This window comes from Marinomonas maritima (assembly GCF_024435075.2).
In the GTDB taxonomy this organism is placed as follows: Bacteria; Pseudomonadota; Gammaproteobacteria; order Pseudomonadales; family Marinomonadaceae; genus Marinomonas; species Marinomonas maritima.
Genome location: NZ_JAMZEG020000002.1, coordinates 60966 through 83099 on the forward strand (window position 1 = coordinate 60966; position 22134 = coordinate 83099).

Below are 22134 nucleotides of genomic sequence, written 5' to 3' on the forward strand. Positions count from 1 at the left end.
TCGGGATAAGATGTATTTTTCTAAATTTAATAGAGTGAGGCGGACTCGTTGTCTAAACCTGATTGTCACATACCGCTTTTAGTAATGGGTCATCGTTTTCAAGTGGATACCATGTTGAAGTTGACTCGCCTTTTGAATCTGATGAGTTGGTAAAAGATTGAGTGAAGTCGGTTCTTGCGCCTTGCATGCAATCGATAATCTGAGGGACACGTTTAGCCGTATGTCGACGCTCAAAGAAATATAAATCGACAAGTACAAGGTTGGGGTCAATTTTGTTTTTGGCTGAATTAGCAACATCAGCGGCTATAAAGCGCATTGTTTGTGGAAAAACGTAACTCCAAGGACGCCATGGCGCTTCTTCTTGAACCGCTTTTACAACAACAATACCTTCTGGTAATAGACCGGTTTGATGGTCGTACCAGTCATATTCGCCTTGAATTTGAAAACCAATCATAGCCGTACCTGCAAACACAGGAACGAGCCATTTAGGGGCGGCTTGTTTTGTTAGCTTTCTTAACAACAGAGCAATACCTGCGCCGCCAATACCGGCAAAAACGGTAGCAATGAGTTCCCAAAACATAAGCGCTCTCTTTTTTTGAGTGAATTCTTATTATAAGGAAATCGGGCCTTACAACATAGTAAGGCCCGATTTTAATGCAAGTTTGTGTTGTTAGATCTTAATGATCAACCGCACCGCCTGCACCTTGAGGGTAACGAACACTTTCTACAAGATCTTGGATTTCTTTTGGCGGCGGTGCTGTCATTGAAGAGACAGTAAACGCAACGACAAAGTTAATCACGGCACCAATAGCACCAAAGGACAATGGTGATATACCGAACAACCAATTATCTGGCGTGTTGGCAAAAGATGCTGTTCCTGGGACAAAGAACCAACCTAGGAATAAGAAGATGTAAACCAAGGTCGAGGTCAAACCCGCTAACATACCAGCAACGGCGCCGGTGCTGTTTACGCGTTTTGAGAAGATACCCATCATCAACGCTGGGAAGATAGAGGCCGCAGCAATACCGAAGGCCAATGCCACTACCTGAGCCGCGAAGCCCGGAGGGTTCATCCCGAGATACGTTGCGACAATGATGGCGACGAACATGGATATCCTTGCGGCTCGCAATTCCCCCTTATCACTGATATTGGGGTTTATGGTGCCTTTTATTAAGTCATGACTGATCGCGGAGGATATGGCTAGCAATAAGCCTGCTGCGGTTGATAGTGCGGCCGCTAAACCACCTGCTGCGATGAGACCAATAACCCAACCTGGAAGGTTGGCAATTTCAGGGTTTGCCAATACAAGAATGTCTCGGTTAACCACTAACTCATTGCCTTCCCAACCACGAGCCGTTGCTTCTTCTTGAAATGCTGGAACGTCGTTATAGAACTGTACACGCCCATCGCCATTTTTATCTTCAAACTTGATCAAACCAGTTGTTTCCCACGTTTGAACCCAGTCTGGGCGCTCAGCGTATTCAATTGGTTGCTCTGTTGGGCCAGATGGGTAAATCGTCGTTAATAGGTTCAGACGAGCCATAGACGCAACCGCAGGCGCTGTAAGGTACAGCAATGCGATGAAGACTAATGCCCAAGCAGCAGACCAACGAGCATCAGCAACTTTAGGTACGGTGAAGAAACGAATGATAACGTGTGGTAAACCTGCAGTACCTATCATTAGAGATAGTGTGAACAGAACCATGTTCAGTTTATTCTCAACATCCGCTGTGTAATCACGGAAGCCAAGCTCTCGTACGACTTCATCCAGTTTTTGCAACAGAGGCAAACCAGATTCAGTGTGAGTAGAGAAAAGACCGATGGCTGGAATAAAAGTGTCTGTTAACTGCAAAGAGATGAAAATGGCAGGAATAGTATAAGCAATGATCAATACAACGTACTGAGCGACCTGAGTATAGGTAATGCCTTTCATACCACCGAGTACTGCATAGAAAAATACTACAACAGCGGCAATCATTAGGCCGGTACTACTATCCACTTCCAAGAAGCGAGAAAAGGCCACGCCAGCGCCTGTCATTTGGCCGATAACATAAGTAACCGACGCAATGATTAAACACGCCACAGCAACCAGCCGTGCGGTTTGGCTGTAGAAGCGATCACCAATGAAGTCTGGCACAGTGAACTTACCAAATTTACGCAGGTAAGGTGCTAGCAACATAGCAAGTAATACATAACCACCAGTCCAACCCATTAAGAAGGTTGAGTTAGCGTAACCACCAGCGGCAATTAAGCCTGCCATGGAAATAAAAGAGGCCGCAGACATCCAGTCTGCTGCGGTCGCCATACCGTTTAAAACAGGATGAACACCACCGCCGGCGACGTAAAATTCTTTCGTTGATCCAGCTCGTGCCCAAAACGCAATACCGAAATAAAGTGCAAAGGAACCGCCGACGAAAAGTAGGTTAATAGTAAACTGATCCATACGACTTACTCCTGAAGGCCAAATTCTTCATCAAGCTTGTTCATTCTCCATGCGTAGAAGAAAGTCAAAATGATGAATACGATGATGGATCCTTGCTGAGCGAACCAAAAACCGAGATCGGTTCCGCCAATATGGATGCCTGAGAGTAGGGGTCTAAATAGAATGGCACAGCCGTAGGACGCTAACGCCCAAACGACAAGGCTGCCTAGAATCAGCCTTAAGTTCGCTTGCCAGTATTTTTCTGCATTAATGGTATGATCTGACACGATAGATCTCCTTATAATTATTTTTATACGCCTTGTTAATTTAGCAGGCGCTTGTTTAATAAGAAGTCAGACTTTAGTCGCATAAGGCGTCGTTATAGCAAAAAAGACGTAAGCACGATGTAAGCGTAAATCAGGAAAAAAAGAGAGAAACGGTATGAATTTACGAACAAGAGAAAAGATTCTCGCAGTATGTCTGGAAAAAATAAAACAAAAAGGCGATGGCGTCCAAGTTTCCTTTTATGCTTTTTTTGCGAATAAGAATGACGATCCAATCACACTCATGAATGTAGCTCGTTGGTGGATTGAAGAACATCAGCTTAATCACTTTGAAAAAGCCACCAAAATTTATGCCATGGTGGCATCCATCAAAGACGATATCGTCGGTAAAGCACCCGCTCATAAAGGGTTTAATCATTTGACTTTAAGTGTTTCTGATTTAGATCGGTCTATGGACTTTTATTGTGATTTTCTGGGGTTTTGTGGTGAAGTGCGTTGGGCAACAGGGGCATATTTGTCTTATGGCGATTGTTGGTTATGTTTGTCACTTGGTGTTGCCTCACCAAGTCAAGATTACACGCATTTTGCTTTTACGTTTGACTCAGAAAGCATGCTAAAAATTCATCAAAAAGAAGCGTTCGAAATGGCCATTCAATGGCAAAAAAATACCAGTGAAGGCGACTCTTTGTACCTTGAAGACCCAGATGGTCACAAATTAGAATTGCATTCGGGTTCATTAAATACCCGCCTTGAGTCTCTAAGAAAAAGCCCCTATGACGAATTAGTATGGTTGTCAGAATGAGCACAGTATCAAATGGCTCTTTAATAAATACTCCTTGGGAGATTCGTCGCATCACGGTAGCAGCGGCCTTGCCTATTCGTCATCGTGTGTTGTGGCCGAATAAGAATATGGAAGAATGCCGGGTAGAAGACGATGATAGTGGCGAACATTTTGGTGTTTTTATCAATGAAACGTTAGTGTGTGTCGCATCAATTTTTATGACAAAAGGCATTGCTCGATTGCGTAAATTTGCAACGATCGAGGAATATCAGAATAAAGGTATTGGGCGTTTTGTTTTAAAGCATATAATGGATTTTGTTGAGCAACAATCTGCTAGTGTATTTTGGTGCGATGCACGAGAAAATGCCATGTCGTTTTATGAAAAATTTGGTATGAGTGCGCAAGGTGAACGATTCTTTAAAGACGATATTCCTTATCGGAAAATGGCCGTTACTTTTCCTGTGTCGATACGAAAAGACACCCTGATAGAAAAGTAAGTATGTTTTAGGAGGCAGCAGTTGATTCAAGCGATTTACGTATCGAAAAAGTCCAAGCAATCCCAGGTGGGAATTGATGCCGTAAAAGTGGATGCGGGTAAAGGCATCGTCGGCGATAGGTACTACGGAAAAAAAGGCAGTGATGGTCCAAATATTACCTTTGTTGAAAGTGAAGAAATCGCTGCGTTTAATGCTAACTTTGGACAAAATATTGAGCTTTCCGCGACCCGAAGAAACATTGTTACTCAAGGGGTTAGGCTTAACCAATTGGTTGGGCAGGAGTTTTCAATCGGCGATGTGCGTTTTTATGGCGTGGAACTGTGTGAGCCGTGTGGTTCGTTAGGAAAGTCACTTGCCAATGATTCTATCTCATCACCACAAGTAGTAAGAGCTTGGCTACGTCGCGGTGGTTTAAGAGCCAATGTCTTGAGTACCGGAATATTACGTGCAGGTATGCAGTTTAATTTGATCCAGAAAGGCACTAATTAGACTTTTTTAATTAATAAAGGCTAATCAACAAAAGGTCAGCAATAGCACCTTTCTGGATCGTCTAATTAAACAAGATCCTCAGCCAAAACAAAGCGTTTAATGTCGTTGAATTCTTTATTAAAAGGCTGTGACTGTGGTGTGTATTTTCCTGCCAAGCAGCTTTGAACTATCTCTTCTGCTTGCGCTAGGTAGGTGCTTCTATCTTCTGTTGTGCTTGGTGTGTGTTCTGCTGTTGGTTGTTGCCACAGCAAATCGGCAAGCGACTTCGGCGTATTGGACTGTCCTTGGAAACGCCATAAATCTGAACTCTGCTCGTAAGCATAATAAGGCAATAGCGTTGTGCCGTGTTTCGCGACAAAATCGATAGCCTCTAAAATAAATACGGCTTCTGCGTCGTCTAAGAAATAATTCAAATTGAAGCGAACCCAGCCCGGTTTTACCAGTTTTTCGCCTTTTCTCAGTGCTTCTTGAATCCGTTCGGACTCGGTTTTGTCTATGCCTAAAAGTTGATGTCCATAAGGCCCAGCACAAGAGCAACCACCACGTACTTGGACTCCAAACACATCATTTAATAATGCGGTGACAAAACCGTGATGTAAGTAGCCAAAGTCGGTTTTAATGCGAAATGCGGTAATCGACAAACGCGCTGCGTCAGCGTGACCTAATCGCTCTATGTTTGGATTTTTTTGCCAATGTTTGTCGATTAATTGTACGAGTTCGTGCTCACGGGCTTCGATCGTTTTGTCGCCAACGGATTGTTTGAGCTGAAATACCAAACCTGTACGAATGGATTCAAGAATCCCCGGTGTACCGCCTTCTTCTCGACGTTCGCCAATTGGCAAAAATGTGTGATCTTCAGGTGTCACAAAAGACACTGTGCCGCCGCCAATAAGGCTCGGTTTTTGGTTGGTTATGATGGCTTTTTTGACGACTAAAATACCTGAAGTACCTGGGCCACCGATAAATTTATGGGTAGAAAAAAAGATCGCATCTTTGGCAAGCGCTTGATCTGCGCTTGGGTTCATATCTAACGTTACATAAGGCGCGGCCGCCGCAAAATCCCAAAAAGCGAGGGCGTTATAGCGATGCAGCAAGATCGTGATTGCGTCTTGATCGCATAAAATCCCTGTCACGTTGGATGCGGCGCTGAAACTCCCGATGAGACGCTTATTTTGATTTGCCTGTAATTGTTTTTCTAAGGTTGCCAGACAAACGCCGCCGTCTTTTGACTCTGGGATTCTAACGACTTCAATGCCCAACTCTCGCCAAGGCAGTTCGTTTGAATGGTGTTCGTAAGGACCAATGAAGATGCAGGTTTGTGCTTGCTCGGTTGCACTGAGCTGACGTAAACCTAGTTGGCTGATGAGTGTGTTAATTGCGCTGGTGGCACCACTTCCACAAAACAGTACCAGATCTTCAGAGGTAGCGTTTACCGCTTTTCGAATCTTTTGACGTGCTTGTTCACGAAAGGCGGTGGTTTGTTGGCCAGTGGCATTGGCTTCCGTATGAGTATTGGCATAAAGCGGCAAGACATTGTGGCGAATGGCATCTTCGATAAAATCTAAACTGCGTCCTGATGCTGTGTAGTCTGCATAAGTTAACGTTCTTAGTCCAAACGGTGTGTTGATTTGAGTATTTTTACCAATAACACCCTCACGAATGCGGGCAAACAAAGTCTCTTCATTAGATTGCTCTTTTGTACTTTGTTCTACCGTTCTTTGTTTTTTAGTGCTTTCTGCGGCAGCAATGGACATGTTTCTTTCCTCATTTGGCTTGCCGCATTAATGAACCTGTTAATCACTCAATCTTTCATGTTGGGCAAGGGCAACTGAGTTGTCCACTTGATTTGCTCCATGGCGAAATTTGAGGTGACGTCGGTTAATGCGGTGGCACTAATTAATCGTTTATAAAATTTGTCGTACGCTGGAATGTCTTTTACCAACACACGCAACAAGTAATCGTATTCCCCTGCCATGCGGTAAAACTCAACCACTTCAGGAAACTCTGCAACAACACGGGCAAATTCGTCGGCCCAGTTTGCAGCATGCTGATTGGTTTTTACTTGCACAAAAACCGATACACCCAGTCCGAGTTTGTCCGCATCAAGTAGCGCAACACGTTGCTTAATAAACCCAGCGCTTTCCAGTTTTTGTACCCGTCGCCAGCAAGGCGTTTTTGACAGACCAACTTGCTGCGCCATGGACTCTGTTGAAATACTACCATCACTTTGAATTAAGGCAAGTAGTTGCAAATCTATCTCATCTAAGTGCATTTTGTTCTCTTTTTTAGGTGTTTTTTAGAATTAGTTTCCTCATTGTCGTGTTTATTTTGATTCTCTGCAATGTGGTTCTCGATTCTTATTAAAAAGGGGAATGATCGCGTGAATGTATATTGAAAAAAAATGACTAAATATATTTTTTTTGCATAAAAAAGCGGAATAAAACGGAATAGGCCTTTTTTAAGCCATAGCGAGAGGGTGTTTAAATTGAGGTATGTTAAGAAAATTTAAAATGTTATAACATAACAGAAAATGAAATGATGGCTGAGGTGGTAATGATGAGTACACAAGGTAAATTGCCTGTAACGGTGCTTTCGGGTTTTTTAGGGGCTGGTAAAACAACAGTATTAAGTCATATATTGAATAATCGTGATGGTTTAAAAGTCGCGGTGATTGTGAACGATATGAGTGAAATCAATATCGATGCGGCGACGATTAAACAAGAAGTGTCGTTAAACCGCAGTGAAGAAAAGTTAGTTGAAATGAGCAATGGCTGCATTTGCTGCACCTTGCGAGAGGACCTATTGATTGAAGTGCGAAAGCTGGCTGAAGACAATCGATTTGATTATTTGGTCATTGAGTCAACAGGGATCTCAGAACCTTTACCTGTTGCAGAAACGTTCACCTTTGCGGATGAGGACGGCATAAGTTTATCGGATATTGCTCGTCTTGATACCATGGTAACCGTGGTCGACGCCGTAAATTTTATGAAAGACTATGAAGCGGCTATTTCGCTGCAAGAAACGGGAGAATCCCTCGGGGAAGAAGATGAGCGTAGTGTTGCGGATTTATTGATTGATCAGGTTGAATTTGCCGATATGATTTTGATCAGCAAAACGGACTTGGTTAGTGATGCAGAATTGAGACAATTGGAGTCCATCCTTGCGAGTTTCAATACTGAAGCCGAGATCATATCTATTCGTCAAGGAAAAATAGAACCTAAACGCCTACTCGGAACGGAACGGTTTAGTTTTGAAAAAGCGCAACAAGCCGCAGGATGGCTAAAAGAAATGCGTGGCGAGCATGTGCCAGAAACCGAAGAATATGGCATTAGCAGTTTTTCCTATTTGGCGAGACGACCTTTTCATCCGCAGCGCTTTTTTGATTTTCTTCACAACACTGAAGAGTATGGAAAATTGCTGCGTTCAAAAGGTTTTTTTTGGTTAGCAACTCGCCCTGAGTTTGCAGGTCAGTGGAGTCAGGCGGGCGGCATTGCGCATCATGGTTTTGCTGGCATGTTTTGGAAGGCGGTTCCCAAAGACAAATGGCCAGAAGATCCAGAATATCTTGAGTCAATAGAGGCGCAGTGGGTGGAGCCTTTCGGTGACATGCGTCAGGAGTTGGTGTTTATCGGCCAAAATCTGAACAAAGAGGCTGTGATAGAGACGCTGGATGCCTGTTTGTTAAGCGACCAAGAACTTCTTGCTGGTAAAGCGGCATGGGCAACATTGCCTGATCCATTTCCTGAATGGGATGACGTTGCTTAAGATCATTAAATGTAAAACAAAGAAGCCTTGCTTAGACAGATAAGCAAGGCTTCTTTGTTTGTATTACTTGTGCGTACTACTCGTTTTGTACTTTTTATTCGCTTTCTTTTATTGGCACCAGAGTTTCTACGGTTTTGTTTTTTAATCGATCAATTAAGTTGTGAACGTCTTCTTTGATCATGAGTAGTACAGGAATTAATACCAGCGTAATAACCGTGGCGAACATGATGCCGTAACCAAGTGACACCGCCGCAGGAATCAAGGCTTGAGCTTGTCTTGATGTTTCCCACAGGATTGGAATGAGTCCTGCGAAGGTAGTGAAAGACGTTAGCAATACCGCGCGTAAGCGGCTTTGGCAAGCTTGGCGAATGGCTTGTTTTACATGCACTGTGTCTTTTCGAATGTCGTTAAATCGTGAGACCAGTAAGAGGCTGTCGTTTACCACAACACCACTCAGTGCCAAGATGCCATTGAGCGAGAAAATGCTCAAGGCGAGGTCATTCATCCAGTGACCTAAGAGCGCGCCAATGATGCCGAATGGAATCGCCATCATAATGATGATTGGCTGGCTGTAAGACTTTAACGGAATCGCCAACAAACCATAAATAATCAGCAGTGCCAGCATAAACATTTTCGCTAACGAAGATTCTGTTTCGGCTTGTTCTTCTGCTTCTCCTGAAAAGTCAAAATTCACACTGGAAAATTGCTTTTGCAAATTAGGCATCACAGCACTTTGCAAATATTCAACGACTTCAGTGGAGGACATGACGTCTTTGTCTACTTCGGCAGACAGATAATAAGAGCGCTTACCATCAATGCGGATAATGTCGGTCTGAACTTCAGTTTTTGTTAAGCTCGCCACGGTCGAGAGCGGAATCCTTGCGCCATTTTCGAGAGCAATTTTGGTGTTCATCACCGCTGCAGGAGATTCTTGTTGGTCTTTCGGAAAGCCTAGACGAACTTCAATTTCGTCGTTATCTCGTTGGTATTTTTGCACCACGGTGCCATCGAAACTTTGTGCGACTTGACTGGCAAGATCTGAGGAACTGAGCCCTAATAATCGTCCTTGTTCTGTTAGATCAAGCGCTAAACGTGATTCGGGTGGTGTATCAAATTTTTCCACACCTGTGACGGCTGGAATAGCGTTTAATTTTTCGATAAAGGTTTCCATTGCGCCGTCCAGTGCACTGGAATCGCTGCTGGTTAGCTCCACATACAACGCATCGACAGTGTCTTGGCCATAGCGAATACGCAAGCTTTTCACACCTTCCACTTGCGCAGAAATGTCCTGCCATTTACTGGTGAATTGTCTAGAGTTGTAATAGGGCGAACCGCTGATCAGTTCGACACGAAAATTACCGCCTTGGTCGCCACTGGATGTCGTTTGTATATGTTTAATCCCTGTCACTTGCGGCGAAGTATCAGTGGGAATGGTGCCTTTTTTCTTCGCTTCTTGAATAAGTTCTTTATCCGCTTGATAGGCGTTTTGCTCGATAATTAAGAGCGCTTTTTGCGTTTCTCCGTAGCTGCTATCACTTTGCATGGTTAACGTGGTGCGTACGGAATCTCCTGGAATGCGAGGGAAGAAACTCATGCGAATGTCACCAGTGAAAGGCATCGACATCACCAACGCAAACAAGGTAATGAAAACGACGCACATGGCATAGCGTTGATTTAAAGCGAAGTCGATGGCAGGCCGGTAGAGTTTTTCACTAAAAAACTGTAAGCCTTTATCTGCACCGCCTTGAATCATTGCCCAGAAAGAAGACAGGATATTGTTTGGCTTGGATTTGCGCGTATTTAGGTGAGACAAATGCGCCGGTAAAATGATTTTCGACTCAATCACCGATAGCACCAAACAAATGGCTACGACGATGGCGAATTGGGAATAAATTTGTCCGAGTCGACCGTCAATATTAGATAAAGCCCAGAAGGCGGCTACCGTAGTAAACACACCAAATAAAGTCGGAACGGCCACCTCCATCGTGCCTTTAATGGTATTGCCTAAGGTGTCTCCATCTCTGGCTCGGGTGGCGTAAATGCTTTCCCCGACTACTACGGCATCATCGACCACAATGCCAAGGGCAAGGATAAAGCCAAAGGTGGTGATCATATTTAAGGTGAGGTCAATACTGCTGGTTCCCATGACAAAAATAGTGCCGAAGAAAATGAAAGGCAATCCCATGGCGACCCAAAATGCCACGGTTATATTGAGGAAAATCGCCAGTAATACAAACACCAATAACACGCCAGTGAGAGCGTTTTTGATCATCAGTTCTAAGCGCTGGTTGATGGATTCACTGCGATCATTCCAGGTGGTGAGTTGCACTTGAGACGGTAATCGGGCGCTTTCTTTCCATGTGTCCACTACTTTTTTAGTGGCTTCCACTGTATTGATAATGTCATCGTTGCCGGTGGTATTAATGCGAATCGACAGACTGTCTTTTTGATTAAAACGTGACAATACGAACTTGTCGTCGTCAAAGGTGTCTCGAATGGTCGCGATATCACCCAATTTGATGTTGCCGCCTGTGACGTTGGTTTTGATGATGATGTTGCTAAATTGTTGTTTAAAATACGCTTGTTCTGCGGCGCTGATCTTCAAGTAAACATCTTTATTGCTTAGAGTAGCGACTCGGGACGTTGCTGATTCGGCTGCTATCGCTGTGCTTAGGTTCGACAAGGTCAAGCCGTAAGCTTCGAGTTTGTTTTTATCGACGTCAATTAGCATGACTGGATTTAACGTGCCAGAAATACCCACGGAGTTAATTTGCTCATCTGCTAGCAAGTCCGTTTTTAAATCATCTGCCAGCTTTTGTAGGGTGCGTCTGTCGGCATCGCCATATAGCTGAATAATAATGGCCAGCTCGGAACGAGTGTCTTTGGTGATGACTGCTCGATCAGCTTCACTAGGAAAAGAGTTGATCTCGCCGACTTTGTCTTTGATGTCAGAAAATACATCGTCAAGATCATAGCCGTCTTTGACTTCAATGCTGACTTCAGCCCCGCTCGCTGAAGACGTCGACATGATGTTCTTGATGCCTTCTACGCCTTGCAGTTTTTGTTCAATGGGAATGGCAATGCCTTCTTCACTTTCTTTAGCTGAGCCACTGTCGTAGCTGACACTGATGTCTATGCCGTTGGGCGGAAGAGTGGGAAAGCTTTTCTTATTTAGCGATCCCATGTTGATGACGCCGAGCGAAATGACAAGCAGCATTAATAGGTTGGCGGCCACAGGATTGCCTGCAAACCACGGAATAATACCCTTTGGTTGATCAAGTGGATTCATTATTGAGACTGCTCTGACGGATTAACAAGGGTATTTTTCAAATAGCTACTAAACGGCTTTTTAACCACCTGATACGCTCGGTTTCTAAGATTTTCAGGCACCAAAATGTAGATGGATTGAGAATCGACAAAGAATGGTGTGGTATCAAAAGCATCAAGGCGTTTCTCGTCATTCACGTACCAAATTTCACTTTTCTGGCTTAAGGCCGTGCTAGGTAATTTCCATAAGTTAGCAATGGCTTTGCCTTCCAGTTGTGTGGTGACAAATGATCCGGGTAAGAGCGGTGGTGTTTGATCTAATGGCGAATCAACACCAACAATTAAACCGCGCATTCTGGTGGTGGTATCTATGTGCTGATCTATACCAATAACATGGCCTTGCCATTGATCATTGGAATCTATGCTATGAATAATCACTGGAGTACGACGGTTAAGCAGTATTTTCATGTCTGGCAGTTTTTGCCAATCGGTACTGGCAAGATTGATCGTAATTTCGGCTCTGTCTGTGCTGTACAAAGTAGCCACTTCGCCGCCGGTGCTTAAGTAAGAGCCTGGTGAAATGTTGCGGCTGATAACCAAGGCATCAAATGGTGCCACAATTTGGGTATGTTTAAGGTTGTCTTGGGCTTCTAATAACGTAGCTTTGGCTGAGTCTACTTCTGCCTGTGCGTTGGCTAGTTGAGGGACACGTAATACCAAATCGGAATCTGGGTCACCTTTAAATCCAGCGGCTTTCCATTCTGCTCGGGCTTGATCGCCTTGGCGCATTTCCTCTTTGAGTGCTAGCTCTGCTCCGGCTAAGGTTTTTTTTGCGTTCGCCACAGCGCTATTGAGTTCCTTATTATTTAAACTAACTAAAAGATCGCCTTTTTTGACGCGTTGCCCAGCTTCTAGTTGATCAGACACCTTGGATACTTCGCCACTGACTTTGCTGTTTAACGTCAGCTTGTATCTTGGGTTAGCGATGCCTGATGCCTTGATCATAGATTTATGGCTGGATGCGCTAACCGATAGAACGCTAACCTCCAGCGCTTCTTCTTTTTTTTCTGGTAGTGGTTTGCCTAAATTAAATTCTTTTTTGCTTAGAGCGCTATCTATATAGAAATAGGCCGCGCCTGCGATGAGCACAGAGAAAATAAGAAGTACCCATTGTGAAGAGAGTTTCATTGTTGTTTTACTCCAAGGCCTAACGCCACGCCCAAGGTGATACGATTTGATAAGTGATTGAAAATAAGCTCATCAAGTTGAGCTTCTAAATCAAAAGTGGTTTTTTGTGCGGCAATGAGATCATTGAGTATCACCAAGCCACTGCGGTATTTTTTTTCATACTGGGTGAGGTTGCTACGTGAACTCACAAGGGCTTCTCTAATATGACTGACTTGTTGTTGCAGGACTTTTTCTTGGCCGATGGCGTTTTCCACTTCATTCACGGCGGTTAATAAGGTATTGCGGTAAGCTTGATAGGCTTTAGCCGTGTTCAATTTGGCCACTTCTCTTTCTGCTTTGAGTTTGCCTCCTTGATAAAGCGGCTGAGTCAGCTGAGCCACTAATGACCACACGGGTGAGGTAAATAATGCCATGCGAGGCGAGTCTGCTGATTGGCTTAACGCGGCGCTCAAGCTGATTGACGGTAACATGTTTTTGTAGGCCACCGTTGTGTTGAGGTCGGCCGCTTCAATATTTAGATAAGCAGACTTGAGATCCGGCCGACGCTGTAAGCTTTGATTGGGGAGCTCATCGAGGGTTAAGCTGACCGTTGGATAATCCGTGTTGGGTGATAGGTTTAACGGCTCGGCAGTGCCAAGTAGGAGTTGCAGCCCGCGCTTTTTGACTTCTAAGTCTTCTTTGAATTGCGCAAGGTTGGCTCTCGATTGCGAGGTAGATGTTCGCGCTTCATCCATTTTTTCGAGATTGTCTAGCCCGTTTTTAAAGCGTTTTATGATGAGTTTTTCGTTAGCTTCAAGCAGTTCAAGCCTTTGTTGCTCGATACTGATGGCGTGTTGCTTGGCGGTTAATGACAACCAAGCTTTCATCACATTGGCCACGAGCGTGTCTCGGCTAGCTTGATAAAGCGCTTCATCACTGGCCAAGGTTTTGCTGGCGGCTTGTTCTGTATTGGCCAGTTTGCCCCATACGTCTAGCTGCCAGCTTACACTAATGTCAGCACTGTAATTTGTCTCTGAGTCTTTGGCCTTTTTTGAAGAAACACTGGCATCAACGGAAGGTAGTTGGCTGCCTTGAGTGCTTTTTAGCTCCCATAAGCTGGATTGCAAGGTAAGTAGGGTGCTTTGTAAGTTTGGGTTAGCTTTGAGTGCTTGTTGAATTAATTCATCTAGCACTGGGTCTTGAATAAGATCGGTTAAGTGGCTGGCAGGTGCCACAATGTCTAACGTATCCCATTGCGATACTTTTTCATTACTGACCGTATCAAGCTCTTGTTGTGCAAGTTTGGCAAAATTCTCACGGTGTTCATTTGAGCTACACGCAGCGAGTGTGAGTCCAACAAAGAGAAGCCCTAGGCATCGTAAAGGCCAGTTCTGCATTCATTAAATCCTAATGAGGTATATGTAAAGACCGTCTTCGGTCCTTCAAAAACATTTGTAAAATAAGTTTACAATTGAAGGCGGTATTTTTACCTGATTATTGTGTCATTCGTTAGCCTTTTTAACTTTCTTTTCGTTTATTTACATTACTTCTTTTCTCGATTAACTCGCCAGCAGATTGCTGATGACGGGCTTAGTTTGGTCCGTAAATTGTTTGAGGATTTTCGCGAGAGTTTTAATGGCCCATTCGCGCTTTTCCATATTTTGTTCGCTGAAGTTAAGGCGAAAGCAGTTGCGGTATTTTCCTGTCGCCGAAAATAATGGGCCAGGGGCAAAGCCAACTCCTTCTTCACGACAGCGTTCCACTAGCGCCATACTGTCAATACTGGGGTTAAGTTCCACCCATAAAATAAAGCTGCCATCGGGGTAACTGACCTTTGTGTCGTTGGGTAAATAGGTTTTTATCGCATTGAGCAAGTGGTCTCTTTGCTGTTCGTAGCGCTGTCTCATTTGGCGTATGTGTTTTGTGTAGCCGCCTAAGCGAATAAATTTTGCAATGGCGAGCTGAGGTAGAACAGGGCACATAGAGCTGCTTACGTATTTTATGTGGGTGACTTTATCTCGGTAACGACCCGGTGCAATCCAGCCAACGCGCATGCCGGGCGCGATGGTCTTCGAAAAAGACGAGCATAAAAGTACGCGCCCATCAGTATCAAAGGATTTTATGGTTTTTGGTCTAGGGAATTGATAGGAAATATCACCATAAATGTCGTCCTCTATAATGGCAATATCATAGCTTTGTGCTAGTCGATACAGTTGCTCTTTTTTGTCTTCAGGCATGGTGTAACCCATAGGATTATTACACGTAGGGGTGACGAAAATGGCTTTGATCGGCCATTGATCTAATGCAAGTTCTAGTGCTTCTAAACTGATGCCCGTTTCTGGGTGTGTAGGGATTTCCATTGCTTTTAGATTGGAGGCTTTGATCGCTTGCATGGAACCATAAAAACTGGGGGATTCTATGGCGATAATATCCCCGGGCTCGGTGACCGCTCTTAAGCAAACAGACAGCGCTTCTTGGCAACCTGATGTTATGACTAAATCATCGGGGTGAAGTTGGCAACCAGATGCAACCGTGAGACGACAAAGTTGTGTGCGCAATTCTTCGATACCTCGAATATCGGCATAGCCCAACCCTAACTCTGGCTTTTGCTTAGAAAGGTCGGCTAGGGTTTTGAGTAAAGGTTTCAGTGTCGGTGCGGCCATATCCGGCATGGCGTGTTGTAACTGTACGCCCTTGTTGTTACTACGGATCATGAGCATATTGAGGACTTCTTCCCACTGTGAGACTTCCAAAGGGCGTTGTGGTGGTCTTGAAATACTGGGCAAGTTATCTTTTTTTCTAAAGCAGACAAAATAGCCCGATTTGGGTCTAGCTTCGACAAGGAAATCTTGTTCAAGCTGTCGATAGGCTTCTTGCACAGTAGAAATGCTGACGCCATGTTCTTGAGCTAGCTGTCGAACAGAAGGCAGCTTGTCGCCCGGTTTAAAAAAGCCATGTTGTATGTGTTCTCGTAAACGGTTGGCGAGATTTTGGTAAAGTGTCATGGTATTTCCTTTGGAGTAGGTGTCTTGAGCTGAGATCTGTATTGATTGTAGGGCTTTCTTGACCTATGAGTGACCATACAGATTTGATTTTATTACACCATACAGATGGAAAAAACGCTGTTCTGTGTGTTTAGTAAAGAGGTTTTCTGAATCTGTATTGTGTTTACAGCTTATTCTATAGTGGTTACTCATACACACAGCACTTTTTAAAGCCTAAATAGTGCGGTTTCCAAGGAGAAGGTTATGCTAATCGTTAGCTTATTTGTTCATTTTCAAGATTGCGTGAAGCGTTATCAGACCCGCAAAGGGTTAGCTTCTTTAACGGCGCAACAATTGATGGATATTGGTATGACGAAGGAGCGCCAACAAGCTGAATTATCACAAGCATCCTTTAAAGGTGTTCTATGCGATATGATGGTTAAGGTTAAAAAAAGAGGGCGGATGTTATGATGGATCTCTCTTTTTTTATCGCACTTGCTATGTTTGCTTTTGTGACATCTGTTACGCCTGGACCTAATAACATCATGCTATTGGCGTCCGGTGCGCAGTTTGGCTTTCGTCGAACGTTACCGCATATGCTGGGTATTGTGTTGGGCGTCGCGACCTTGTTGCTGTCTGTCTTGCTCGGCTTGGGAACGCTGTTTAGCGTGTATCCGCCATTGTATGATTTACTCAAATGGGTGGGTTGTAGTTATTTACTGTGGCTCGCGTGGAAAATTGGTAGTGCGCCAGTGGGAAATCTAGAAACCAAAAAAGCACCTTCTTCACCGATGGCATGGTGGCAAGCGTTGTTATTTCAATATGTAAACCCTAAAGCTTGGATGATGGCGATTGGCTGTGTGAGCTCGTTTGCTATTGCGGGTGACTTGTACGCACAATCTGGCTTCTGGATGATTGTTTTGTTTGCTGCGATGGGCTTTCCGGCTATTTCTATTTGGGCATGGGCTGGTGTGAGAGTTCGACAGTGGCTAACAGATCAAAAGCGGCAGAGAATTTTTAATTATTGTATGGGCATTGCCACGGCATCAACGCTGTTGCTCATCATTGGTAATTAACCATTGAAATAGGACGTTTAGCACCTCTACATAAGGAACATTAATGTGACAACAAACCCAAACGTGCAAGAAGACAAAAGTGTTATCAGTGATAATGAGTGGAGCCTTTATATGATAAAGACGCGTATGAACACACTCTATACTGGTATTAGTACGGATGTTGATCGACGTTTCAAGGAGCATTCAGGCGCCAGTAAGCGAGCGGCTCGATACCTAAAAGGCAAAGGCCCATTGGAGTTGGTGTGGCATGAAGCGGTTGGCACCAAAAGTGAGGCTTTGGTTTTAGAGTATCGAGTGAAGAAATTGAATAAACGTCAAAAATTGAGCCTTATCGAAGGAGAGCTTGTTTTGCATTCTTTACGTGAAGAGTGTGTTTCTTAACTTGTCTTTCTGAACAATCATTCGTAGCATAGTGCTTATTATGAATGGCTTGCAGGAGGCAAGGGGCAATGATTAGTCATTTCGATCACATTGTATTGACGGTGGCAGACATAGACAGAGCGGTGCTTTTTTACAAAACCGTTTTGAAGATGGAGCCTATTTCCTTTGCTAATGGACGTCGAGCCGTGCAATTTGGTCAGCAAAAAATCAACTTCCAGTTACTTGGGCAGGAACTTCGAAACCACGCAATGGAGGGCTCGGGCGATTTATGCCTTATTACTAACTGGACCATCGCTGACGTCGTTGGCCATTTGAAAGCCTGTAAAGTGACGATTCTAGAAGGCCCTGTGAGCAAATCTGGCGCACAAGGACCTATCCAATCCGTGTATTTTAATGATCCAGACAACAACCTTGTTGAAGTCAGTGTTTATGACGAGACAAGCAAGCCTTCTAGTGATCATTCAGAATCTGAGTAACCGCTTTCAGCACCGATAAATAGCTTCGTTCTTCATACACACCAAAACCGCTAAGTTGACGTGCTTTCACTTTGGTGAAAATAGGTTGTGTTAAACCGGTTAAGAAGCGAGAAATCAATACCGCTGTGATAGGTGTATTCGGACTTTTGCTGGTCATGTGTTGAGCAAACTCTTTTATGTACCCTGTTAATTGATCTTGCCATTCATGCTGGCTATTTACGTCGACTGATTGGGTAAAAATAAGCGGGTTGCCACGACATACTGAACAATGTCCGCAATGCTCAGGTGTATTTTGGTCACCAAAATAACGTGCCAAATTGTGGTTTAAGCACCTATCTAGTTGGAAAAAGCGAATCATGGTCGCGATTCGTTCGATTTCAGCAACTTGCTTTTCATCAACATAGAGATGCAACTGGTTTGCCAGCGTTTGATGATGAAAAGCATGGTTATTAACCTGATAGACTTCCGTGAGGCCTTTGCTTTCTAGCGTAAGAACACTCTGATCTGCGGCGAACTCTAACACCTGCAGTACATCTCCGCGCGATAATCCCGACTCGTTGAACAGTTTGTTGAAATCGGGTGTTCCCCAAATTTTCTTATACTGAATGCCTTTTAAAACCGCTTGATACGCATTTTGCCATTCGTCTGGGATTCGCTGCGCAAAGGCAATCCTATCGCCTTCCCATTTAAGCCGAACATCGGCGTAGTAACTGTATTTTGGTGTGATCGCATCCAATAATTCTAGCTGAACCAGTAAGGTTTTTAATGGCAAAGTGCGAATATTGGTTTGGTTTGATAAGCCGTAAAGCTGAGTTTCCCATTCTTGATCGACTGTTTGTTCTGCAATGCAGCGCAGCAAACTGTCTATGTCATGTACTTCAGGTGTGTCGCCATAAACAAAATTTTCTAAGGTACTTAAGCCTTCTAAACTGGCCAGTAAAACACATCGGCTGGGTTTATTGTCTCGTCCTGCTCGACCAATTTCTTGGCTGTAATTCTCGATGGACTTTGGTAAATCAAAATGAACAACTAAGCGAATATCAGATTTGTCTATACCCATACCAAATGCAATAGTCGCCACGATAATGCGAGTTTTACTCGTCATAAAGTCGGCTTGAATGCGACTGCGAATCTCGTTGCCTAATCCAGCATGATATGCAGCTACGGAATAACCATCCGCTCGTAGGGCGTTGGCGACGTCTTCGGCTGTTTTTTGCTGGGTTACGTAAACAATACTGGCGCCTTGGGTGTCGTTGAGTATGTTTTGCAACTTACCGAGCTTTTCATGAGCTTGGGTTGGAATCAGATCAATATCTAAATTAGAACGATAAAACCCTGTTTGCACTATATGTTCAGGATGAATCGCAAACTTTTTCGCCATGTCTCGCTGAACACGCCGAGTCGCCGTCGCCGTTAACAGCAAGACCAGTGGAATTGCGAGTTCTTGTTGATAAGAAGGCAGTTTTAAATAGTCAGGTCTAAAATTATGACCCCATTCAGAAATACAATGGGCTTCGTCCACGACCAACATCGAAATGGGAATACGTTTGATAAAACGTCGAAAACGTTCGTTTTTAAAACGTTCTACCGAAATCATCAGTATTTTAATGTCACCATTTTGAACGCCAGTCATCACCGCTTGGCTTTCTTCTTTGCTCTGACTTGAGTCCAAACTTGCCGCAGCAATACCTTTAGATTGCAGAAAGTCTAATTGGTCGTGCATTAACGCGATGAGTGGCGAAATTACCAGTGTTAAATTTGGTAGTTGTGTGGCGGTGAATTGATAACATAAAGACTTACCAGACCCCGTCGGAAAAACAGCAAGCGCAGAATGCCCCGCCAAAAGCTGTTCTATGGTTTGTTTTTGACCTTCGCGAAACGTTTTAAAGCCGAATAGGGAGTGCAGTGCGTTTTCCATGGGGATCATCGAGAAAGAAAGCTCCATTCTAGTTCATCGTTTTTTCGTTCGTTTAGGTGGCTTATCCAACAATTCTTATTACCAAATCAAGATGAAGCGTTTATAAAAGCAGGATCGCTCCATAGGCCTGTGGATTCAACGGCACCTAATATGTTATTAGGAATGAGATTCGAAAATGGAAAAATAGCCGGCATGGTGTATGGCTCGGATGTAATGAAGAGTGAAAATAGCCTGTATTTATAGCGCAGGCGCTAGCTTGAAAATCAACGCAAGACCATAACGGTGTCAGAAGATTATAGCAAGCCTAGGCGTTTTTTAAGTGTGTGTTCTTGCGCGTTGCTCAGAGGAGACGCTTGACCAGATTTGATCAGCCTATTCCATTGCTTCCATGACTTTATGGCTTCACCAAGATGATCACGAGCGAGGTATTGTTGTATTTCAATTCTAAAAGAATTGGAAATGGCGGATGGGTTTGCTTTACCAAAGTTACGTAAACGGATAAGAGAGCGTTTAAATTTATCCGCAAGTTTTACGTTGTCAGAGCCGATGGACATCATGTGAGTTAAGCATTTTAGATAGTCGTAATAGTATTCAACGTGTTCATGGCTGGTATCGCGAGTTAATCGAATGAGTCGGGAGTAGCCGTTTTCAGCCGTCGTCCAATCTTCTAATGTCATACTGATCTGAGCAAGCCTAAGAGCGCGTTCGAAAGAACGTGGCGATACTTCCAGTACACTGATCATTGCTACTTGAGCAGCCTCTAGGTTGTCAAGGCTTTCTTGAGCGTCCGCGAGTAAGTCATAAGCGGACAAAAAATGGCGACTTAAATTAATGGTATGTTCTAGCTTTTTCACGGCTGCGACTATTGTGCCCAATTTTAGTTCGCATAATGCAATACCAAAGTGCGCCCAGGCTAAGTTTTTATTTTTTTGAATAGTAAGCATGTAGTGACTTTTCGCGTCTTTATAGCGGCCACGAGCATAAAGTGATTCACCGATAATTTTTAAGCACTGGCTAGCAAGGTTAGGGTGTTGTGCCATGATGGCTTTTGCTTGTGCTTCCATCTTCTCAAAATCATGTTCTTTTCGTGCGCTGTTAATACTTTCAAAGATTTTCTTTTGTTTTTGTACTCGTTCAAATCGGCGAAAAAAGGCAGCAGGGGGGAAAGGTTTAACCAGATAACTGTCAGGTTGATATTCTAATACGCTTACGACACTTTCATAGGCTGTGTCAGCGGTAATCATAATAAAAATAGTGGAGTGGTCTTGGGAGTGATTTTTACGTGACGCTTCTAGAATTTGCTGACCATCGATACTGCCACCAAGATTATAATCAGATAAGACAACATCATAATGCTTTTCTAAAATGCGCTTTATCGCGGATTGCCCTGAAGGCTCTACGTCGATATTAGAATACCCTAGAGACGTCATTAAGGACTTCAGCATAAGGCGCATTTCACCGATATCTTCGATGATTAAAACACGTTTTTTTGAAATATCTATGAACTCTTGGTGAGTATTGTTTTTATTGTCAACGCCTAAAGTGATTACATCTGTCAAAAGTACATCCTGACGTTACTTATCTTTAAAAAAATCTAATGTTCTCTCGTTTATAGCATGAGAAAAAATAAAACACTAAAAAAAATTATTCTTTAAAGCATAGCTTTAAACATTGAATAAATAATATTTATTTAAATATCAGGGAGATAGAGAGGTTGTGGTTGAGTTTTTTTAATGTGGCAGAATAAAATATAGTAAACAACCCTCCTTTTAGAAAGAGGGTGTTTGGAGGTGACCACTTTTTAAATAATACAAAAATGTATTATCACGGTTTACCTTGGGGATGTGTCTTAATGTACTAAATTCGCGGTAAGAACAAAAATATCCATATAGCCTTTATCACCATCAACAGGTTTAATAGGCTGGGCGCTATGGAAGAATCTACGATCGTTTAAGACAACAAATTCGCCTTTATCAAAGTCATGACTAATGAGAGCAGGGCTTTTTTTGTCTAGATGAACGTTAATGTTGCCACCTTGGATGTTATGGCGCTGCATGACATAAATGCCGATACGATCAAAACCGTCTTGATGAACACCTTCTGGCGCGACTTCCACGCTTTTATGGTCTGCAAATATACGCAGTTGATGAACTTCTATCGGGGTGTTGTCAGCCACACTTGCCATTTTTTGAAAATGTTCAAACAATTCCACAAAAGCCGCATTCTTAACAATATTGTCGTCAATTTCTTCGTAACTACGGACAACATTACCTTGGAAATGATTGATGCTCTCATCTTGAACGAAGGCTTGTGAAGGAAGACGGTGTAGTGCTCCTTGTTCAAGGCTAAAGCGAGAGTAGCGACGCAAACGAAACTCCCCGTCAGCATAAGGGCTTGGCGGTAAATGATCAAAAGAAGGAGTAAGATGATTTACGTTGTCTGAAGTAAGTTGACCCAGCTCAAGGTAAAAAGATTCTGTTTCAGTTTTGTTAGTGATCATAGTGAAATCCTCAATGAGATCATCGGCAGGTTATGCGCGATGGTGTTATTTTTTTTATCGTGCTTTGTGAGCACGTTTTTTAGTCTAATCGGAATTTCACTGAAAAGCTTTGCTTTTTATAGTCTG

General features: G+C 43.5%; 20 protein-coding genes and 1 pseudogene. 9 read left to right on the forward strand and 12 right to left on the reverse strand.

Annotation, left to right across the window (positions count from 1 at the left end):
• Positions 1-52: 52 nt before the first annotated feature.
• The 3 genes from M3I01_RS06400 to M3I01_RS06410 form a co-directional block, all read right to left on the reverse strand.
• The gene (locus M3I01_RS06400; protein WP_255894902.1) at positions 53-580 is read right to left on the reverse strand and encodes a hypothetical protein; all 528 of its coding nucleotides are present in this window, start codon (positions 578-580) and stop codon (positions 53-55) included.
• Between the two features lie 97 nt (positions 581-677).
• The gene (locus M3I01_RS06405) at positions 678-2444 is read right to left on the reverse strand and encodes a sodium:solute symporter family protein (protein WP_255894903.1); all 1767 of its coding nucleotides are present in this window, start codon (positions 2442-2444) and stop codon (positions 678-680) included.
• A gap of 5 nt (positions 2445-2449) precedes the next feature.
• The gene (locus M3I01_RS06410; RefSeq protein WP_255894904.1) at positions 2450-2710 is read right to left on the reverse strand and encodes a DUF4212 domain-containing protein; all 261 of its coding nucleotides are present in this window, start codon (positions 2708-2710) and stop codon (positions 2450-2452) included.
• A 154-nt stretch (positions 2711-2864) separates the two neighbouring features.
• Between M3I01_RS06410 and M3I01_RS06415 the strand changes: the two are divergent.
• The 4 genes and pseudogenes from M3I01_RS06415 to M3I01_RS06430 form a co-directional block, all read left to right on the forward strand.
• Positions 2865-3056 (forward strand): annotated as a pseudogene (locus M3I01_RS06415) (DUF6500 family protein); the annotation flags it as partial.
• 6 nt (positions 3057-3062) lie between these two features.
• The gene (locus M3I01_RS06420; RefSeq protein WP_255896107.1) at positions 3063-3509 is read left to right on the forward strand and encodes a VOC family protein; all 447 of its coding nucleotides are present in this window, start codon (positions 3063-3065) and stop codon (positions 3507-3509) included.
• The gene (locus M3I01_RS06425; RefSeq protein ID WP_255894905.1) at positions 3506-3985 is read left to right on the forward strand and encodes a GNAT family N-acetyltransferase; all 480 of its coding nucleotides are present in this window, start codon (positions 3506-3508) and stop codon (positions 3983-3985) included. Before M3I01_RS06420 ends, M3I01_RS06425 begins: the two co-directional genes overlap by 4 nt.
• A 21-nt stretch (positions 3986-4006) precedes the next feature.
• Positions 4007-4474: an MOSC domain-containing protein gene (locus tag M3I01_RS06430; RefSeq protein ID WP_255894906.1), complete on the forward strand. Its 468-nt coding sequence runs from the start codon at positions 4007-4009 to the stop codon at positions 4472-4474.
• Positions 4475-4539: 65 nt separating this feature from the next.
• Here M3I01_RS06430 and M3I01_RS06435 read toward each other — a convergent pair whose 3' ends face one another.
• Together M3I01_RS06435 and M3I01_RS06440 are read right to left on the reverse strand one after the other, a co-directional pair.
• Positions 4540-6228 (reverse strand): aminotransferase class V-fold PLP-dependent enzyme, encoded by a 1689-nt coding sequence (locus M3I01_RS06435; RefSeq protein ID WP_255894910.1) that lies wholly within the window; start codon positions 6226-6228, stop codon positions 4540-4542.
• 47 nt (positions 6229-6275) lie between these two features.
• Positions 6276-6746, reverse strand: coding sequence for an Lrp/AsnC family transcriptional regulator (locus tag M3I01_RS06440; protein WP_255894912.1), 471 nt, complete (start codon positions 6744-6746; stop codon positions 6276-6278).
• 281 nt (positions 6747-7027) lie between these two features.
• Between M3I01_RS06440 and zigA the strand changes: the two genes are divergently transcribed.
• Complete coding sequence (zigA, locus tag M3I01_RS06445) at positions 7028-8239, forward strand: zinc metallochaperone GTPase ZigA (protein ID WP_394358970.1); 1212 nt, start codon at positions 7028-7030, stop codon at positions 8237-8239.
• Between the two features lie 94 nt (positions 8240-8333).
• Here the strand turns inward: zigA and M3I01_RS06450 are convergent, their stop codons facing one another.
• From M3I01_RS06450 to M3I01_RS06465, 4 genes are all read right to left on the reverse strand, one after another.
• A complete protein-coding gene (locus M3I01_RS06450) occupies positions 8334-11528 on the reverse strand; it encodes an efflux RND transporter permease subunit (protein WP_255894913.1) in 3195 nt (1064 codons plus the stop codon).
• On the reverse strand, positions 11528-12694 hold the full coding sequence (locus tag M3I01_RS06455) for an efflux RND transporter periplasmic adaptor subunit (protein WP_275564981.1): 1167 nt from the start codon (positions 12692-12694) through the stop codon (positions 11528-11530). The genes M3I01_RS06450 and M3I01_RS06455 overlap by 1 nt, the downstream gene beginning before the upstream one ends.
• Positions 12691-14070, reverse strand: a complete 1380-nt coding sequence (locus M3I01_RS06460; RefSeq protein WP_255894916.1) for a TolC family protein — start codon at positions 14068-14070, stop codon at positions 12691-12693. Before M3I01_RS06460 ends, M3I01_RS06455 begins: the two co-directional genes overlap by 4 nt.
• A gap of 162 nt (positions 14071-14232) precedes the next feature.
• Positions 14233-15678, reverse strand: a complete 1446-nt coding sequence (locus M3I01_RS06465; protein ID WP_275564982.1) for an aminotransferase-like domain-containing protein — start codon at positions 15676-15678, stop codon at positions 14233-14235.
• Positions 15679-15921: 243 nt separating this feature from the next.
• Here M3I01_RS06465 and M3I01_RS06470 point away from each other — a divergent pair, with 243 nt between their 5' ends.
• The 4 genes from M3I01_RS06470 (at position 15922) to M3I01_RS06485 (ending at position 17590) form a co-directional block, all read left to right on the forward strand.
• Positions 15922-16128 (forward strand): DUF1127 domain-containing protein, encoded by a 207-nt coding sequence (locus M3I01_RS06470; RefSeq protein WP_255894919.1) that lies wholly within the window; start codon positions 15922-15924, stop codon positions 16126-16128.
• Positions 16125-16733 (forward strand): LysE family translocator, encoded by a 609-nt coding sequence (locus M3I01_RS06475; RefSeq protein ID WP_255894920.1) that lies wholly within the window; start codon positions 16125-16127, stop codon positions 16731-16733. Before M3I01_RS06470 ends, M3I01_RS06475 begins: the two co-directional genes overlap by 4 nt.
• Positions 16734-16778: 45 nt before the next feature.
• The gene (locus M3I01_RS06480; protein ID WP_275564983.1) at positions 16779-17114 is read left to right on the forward strand and encodes a GIY-YIG nuclease family protein; all 336 of its coding nucleotides are present in this window, start codon (positions 16779-16781) and stop codon (positions 17112-17114) included.
• Positions 17115-17182: 68 nt separating this feature from the next.
• Positions 17183-17590: a VOC family protein gene (locus tag M3I01_RS06485; protein WP_112137644.1), complete on the forward strand. Its 408-nt coding sequence runs from the start codon at positions 17183-17185 to the stop codon at positions 17588-17590.
• Here the strand turns inward: M3I01_RS06485 and M3I01_RS06490 are convergent.
• From M3I01_RS06490 to M3I01_RS06500, 3 genes are all read right to left on the reverse strand, one after another.
• Complete coding sequence (locus tag M3I01_RS06490) at positions 17565-19535, reverse strand: RecQ family ATP-dependent DNA helicase (RefSeq protein WP_275564984.1); 1971 nt, start codon at positions 19533-19535, stop codon at positions 17565-17567. The genes M3I01_RS06485 and M3I01_RS06490 overlap by 26 nt on opposite strands.
• Positions 19536-19801: 266 nt before the next feature.
• A complete protein-coding gene (locus tag M3I01_RS06495) occupies positions 19802-21067 on the reverse strand; it encodes a response regulator (protein ID WP_255894922.1) in 1266 nt (421 codons plus the stop codon).
• A gap of 290 nt (positions 21068-21357) precedes the next feature.
• Entirely contained in the window at positions 21358-22008 is a 651-nt protein-coding gene (locus M3I01_RS06500; protein ID WP_255894923.1) for a 2OG-Fe dioxygenase family protein, read from the reverse strand.
• Between the last annotated feature and the right edge of the window lie 126 nt (positions 22009-22134).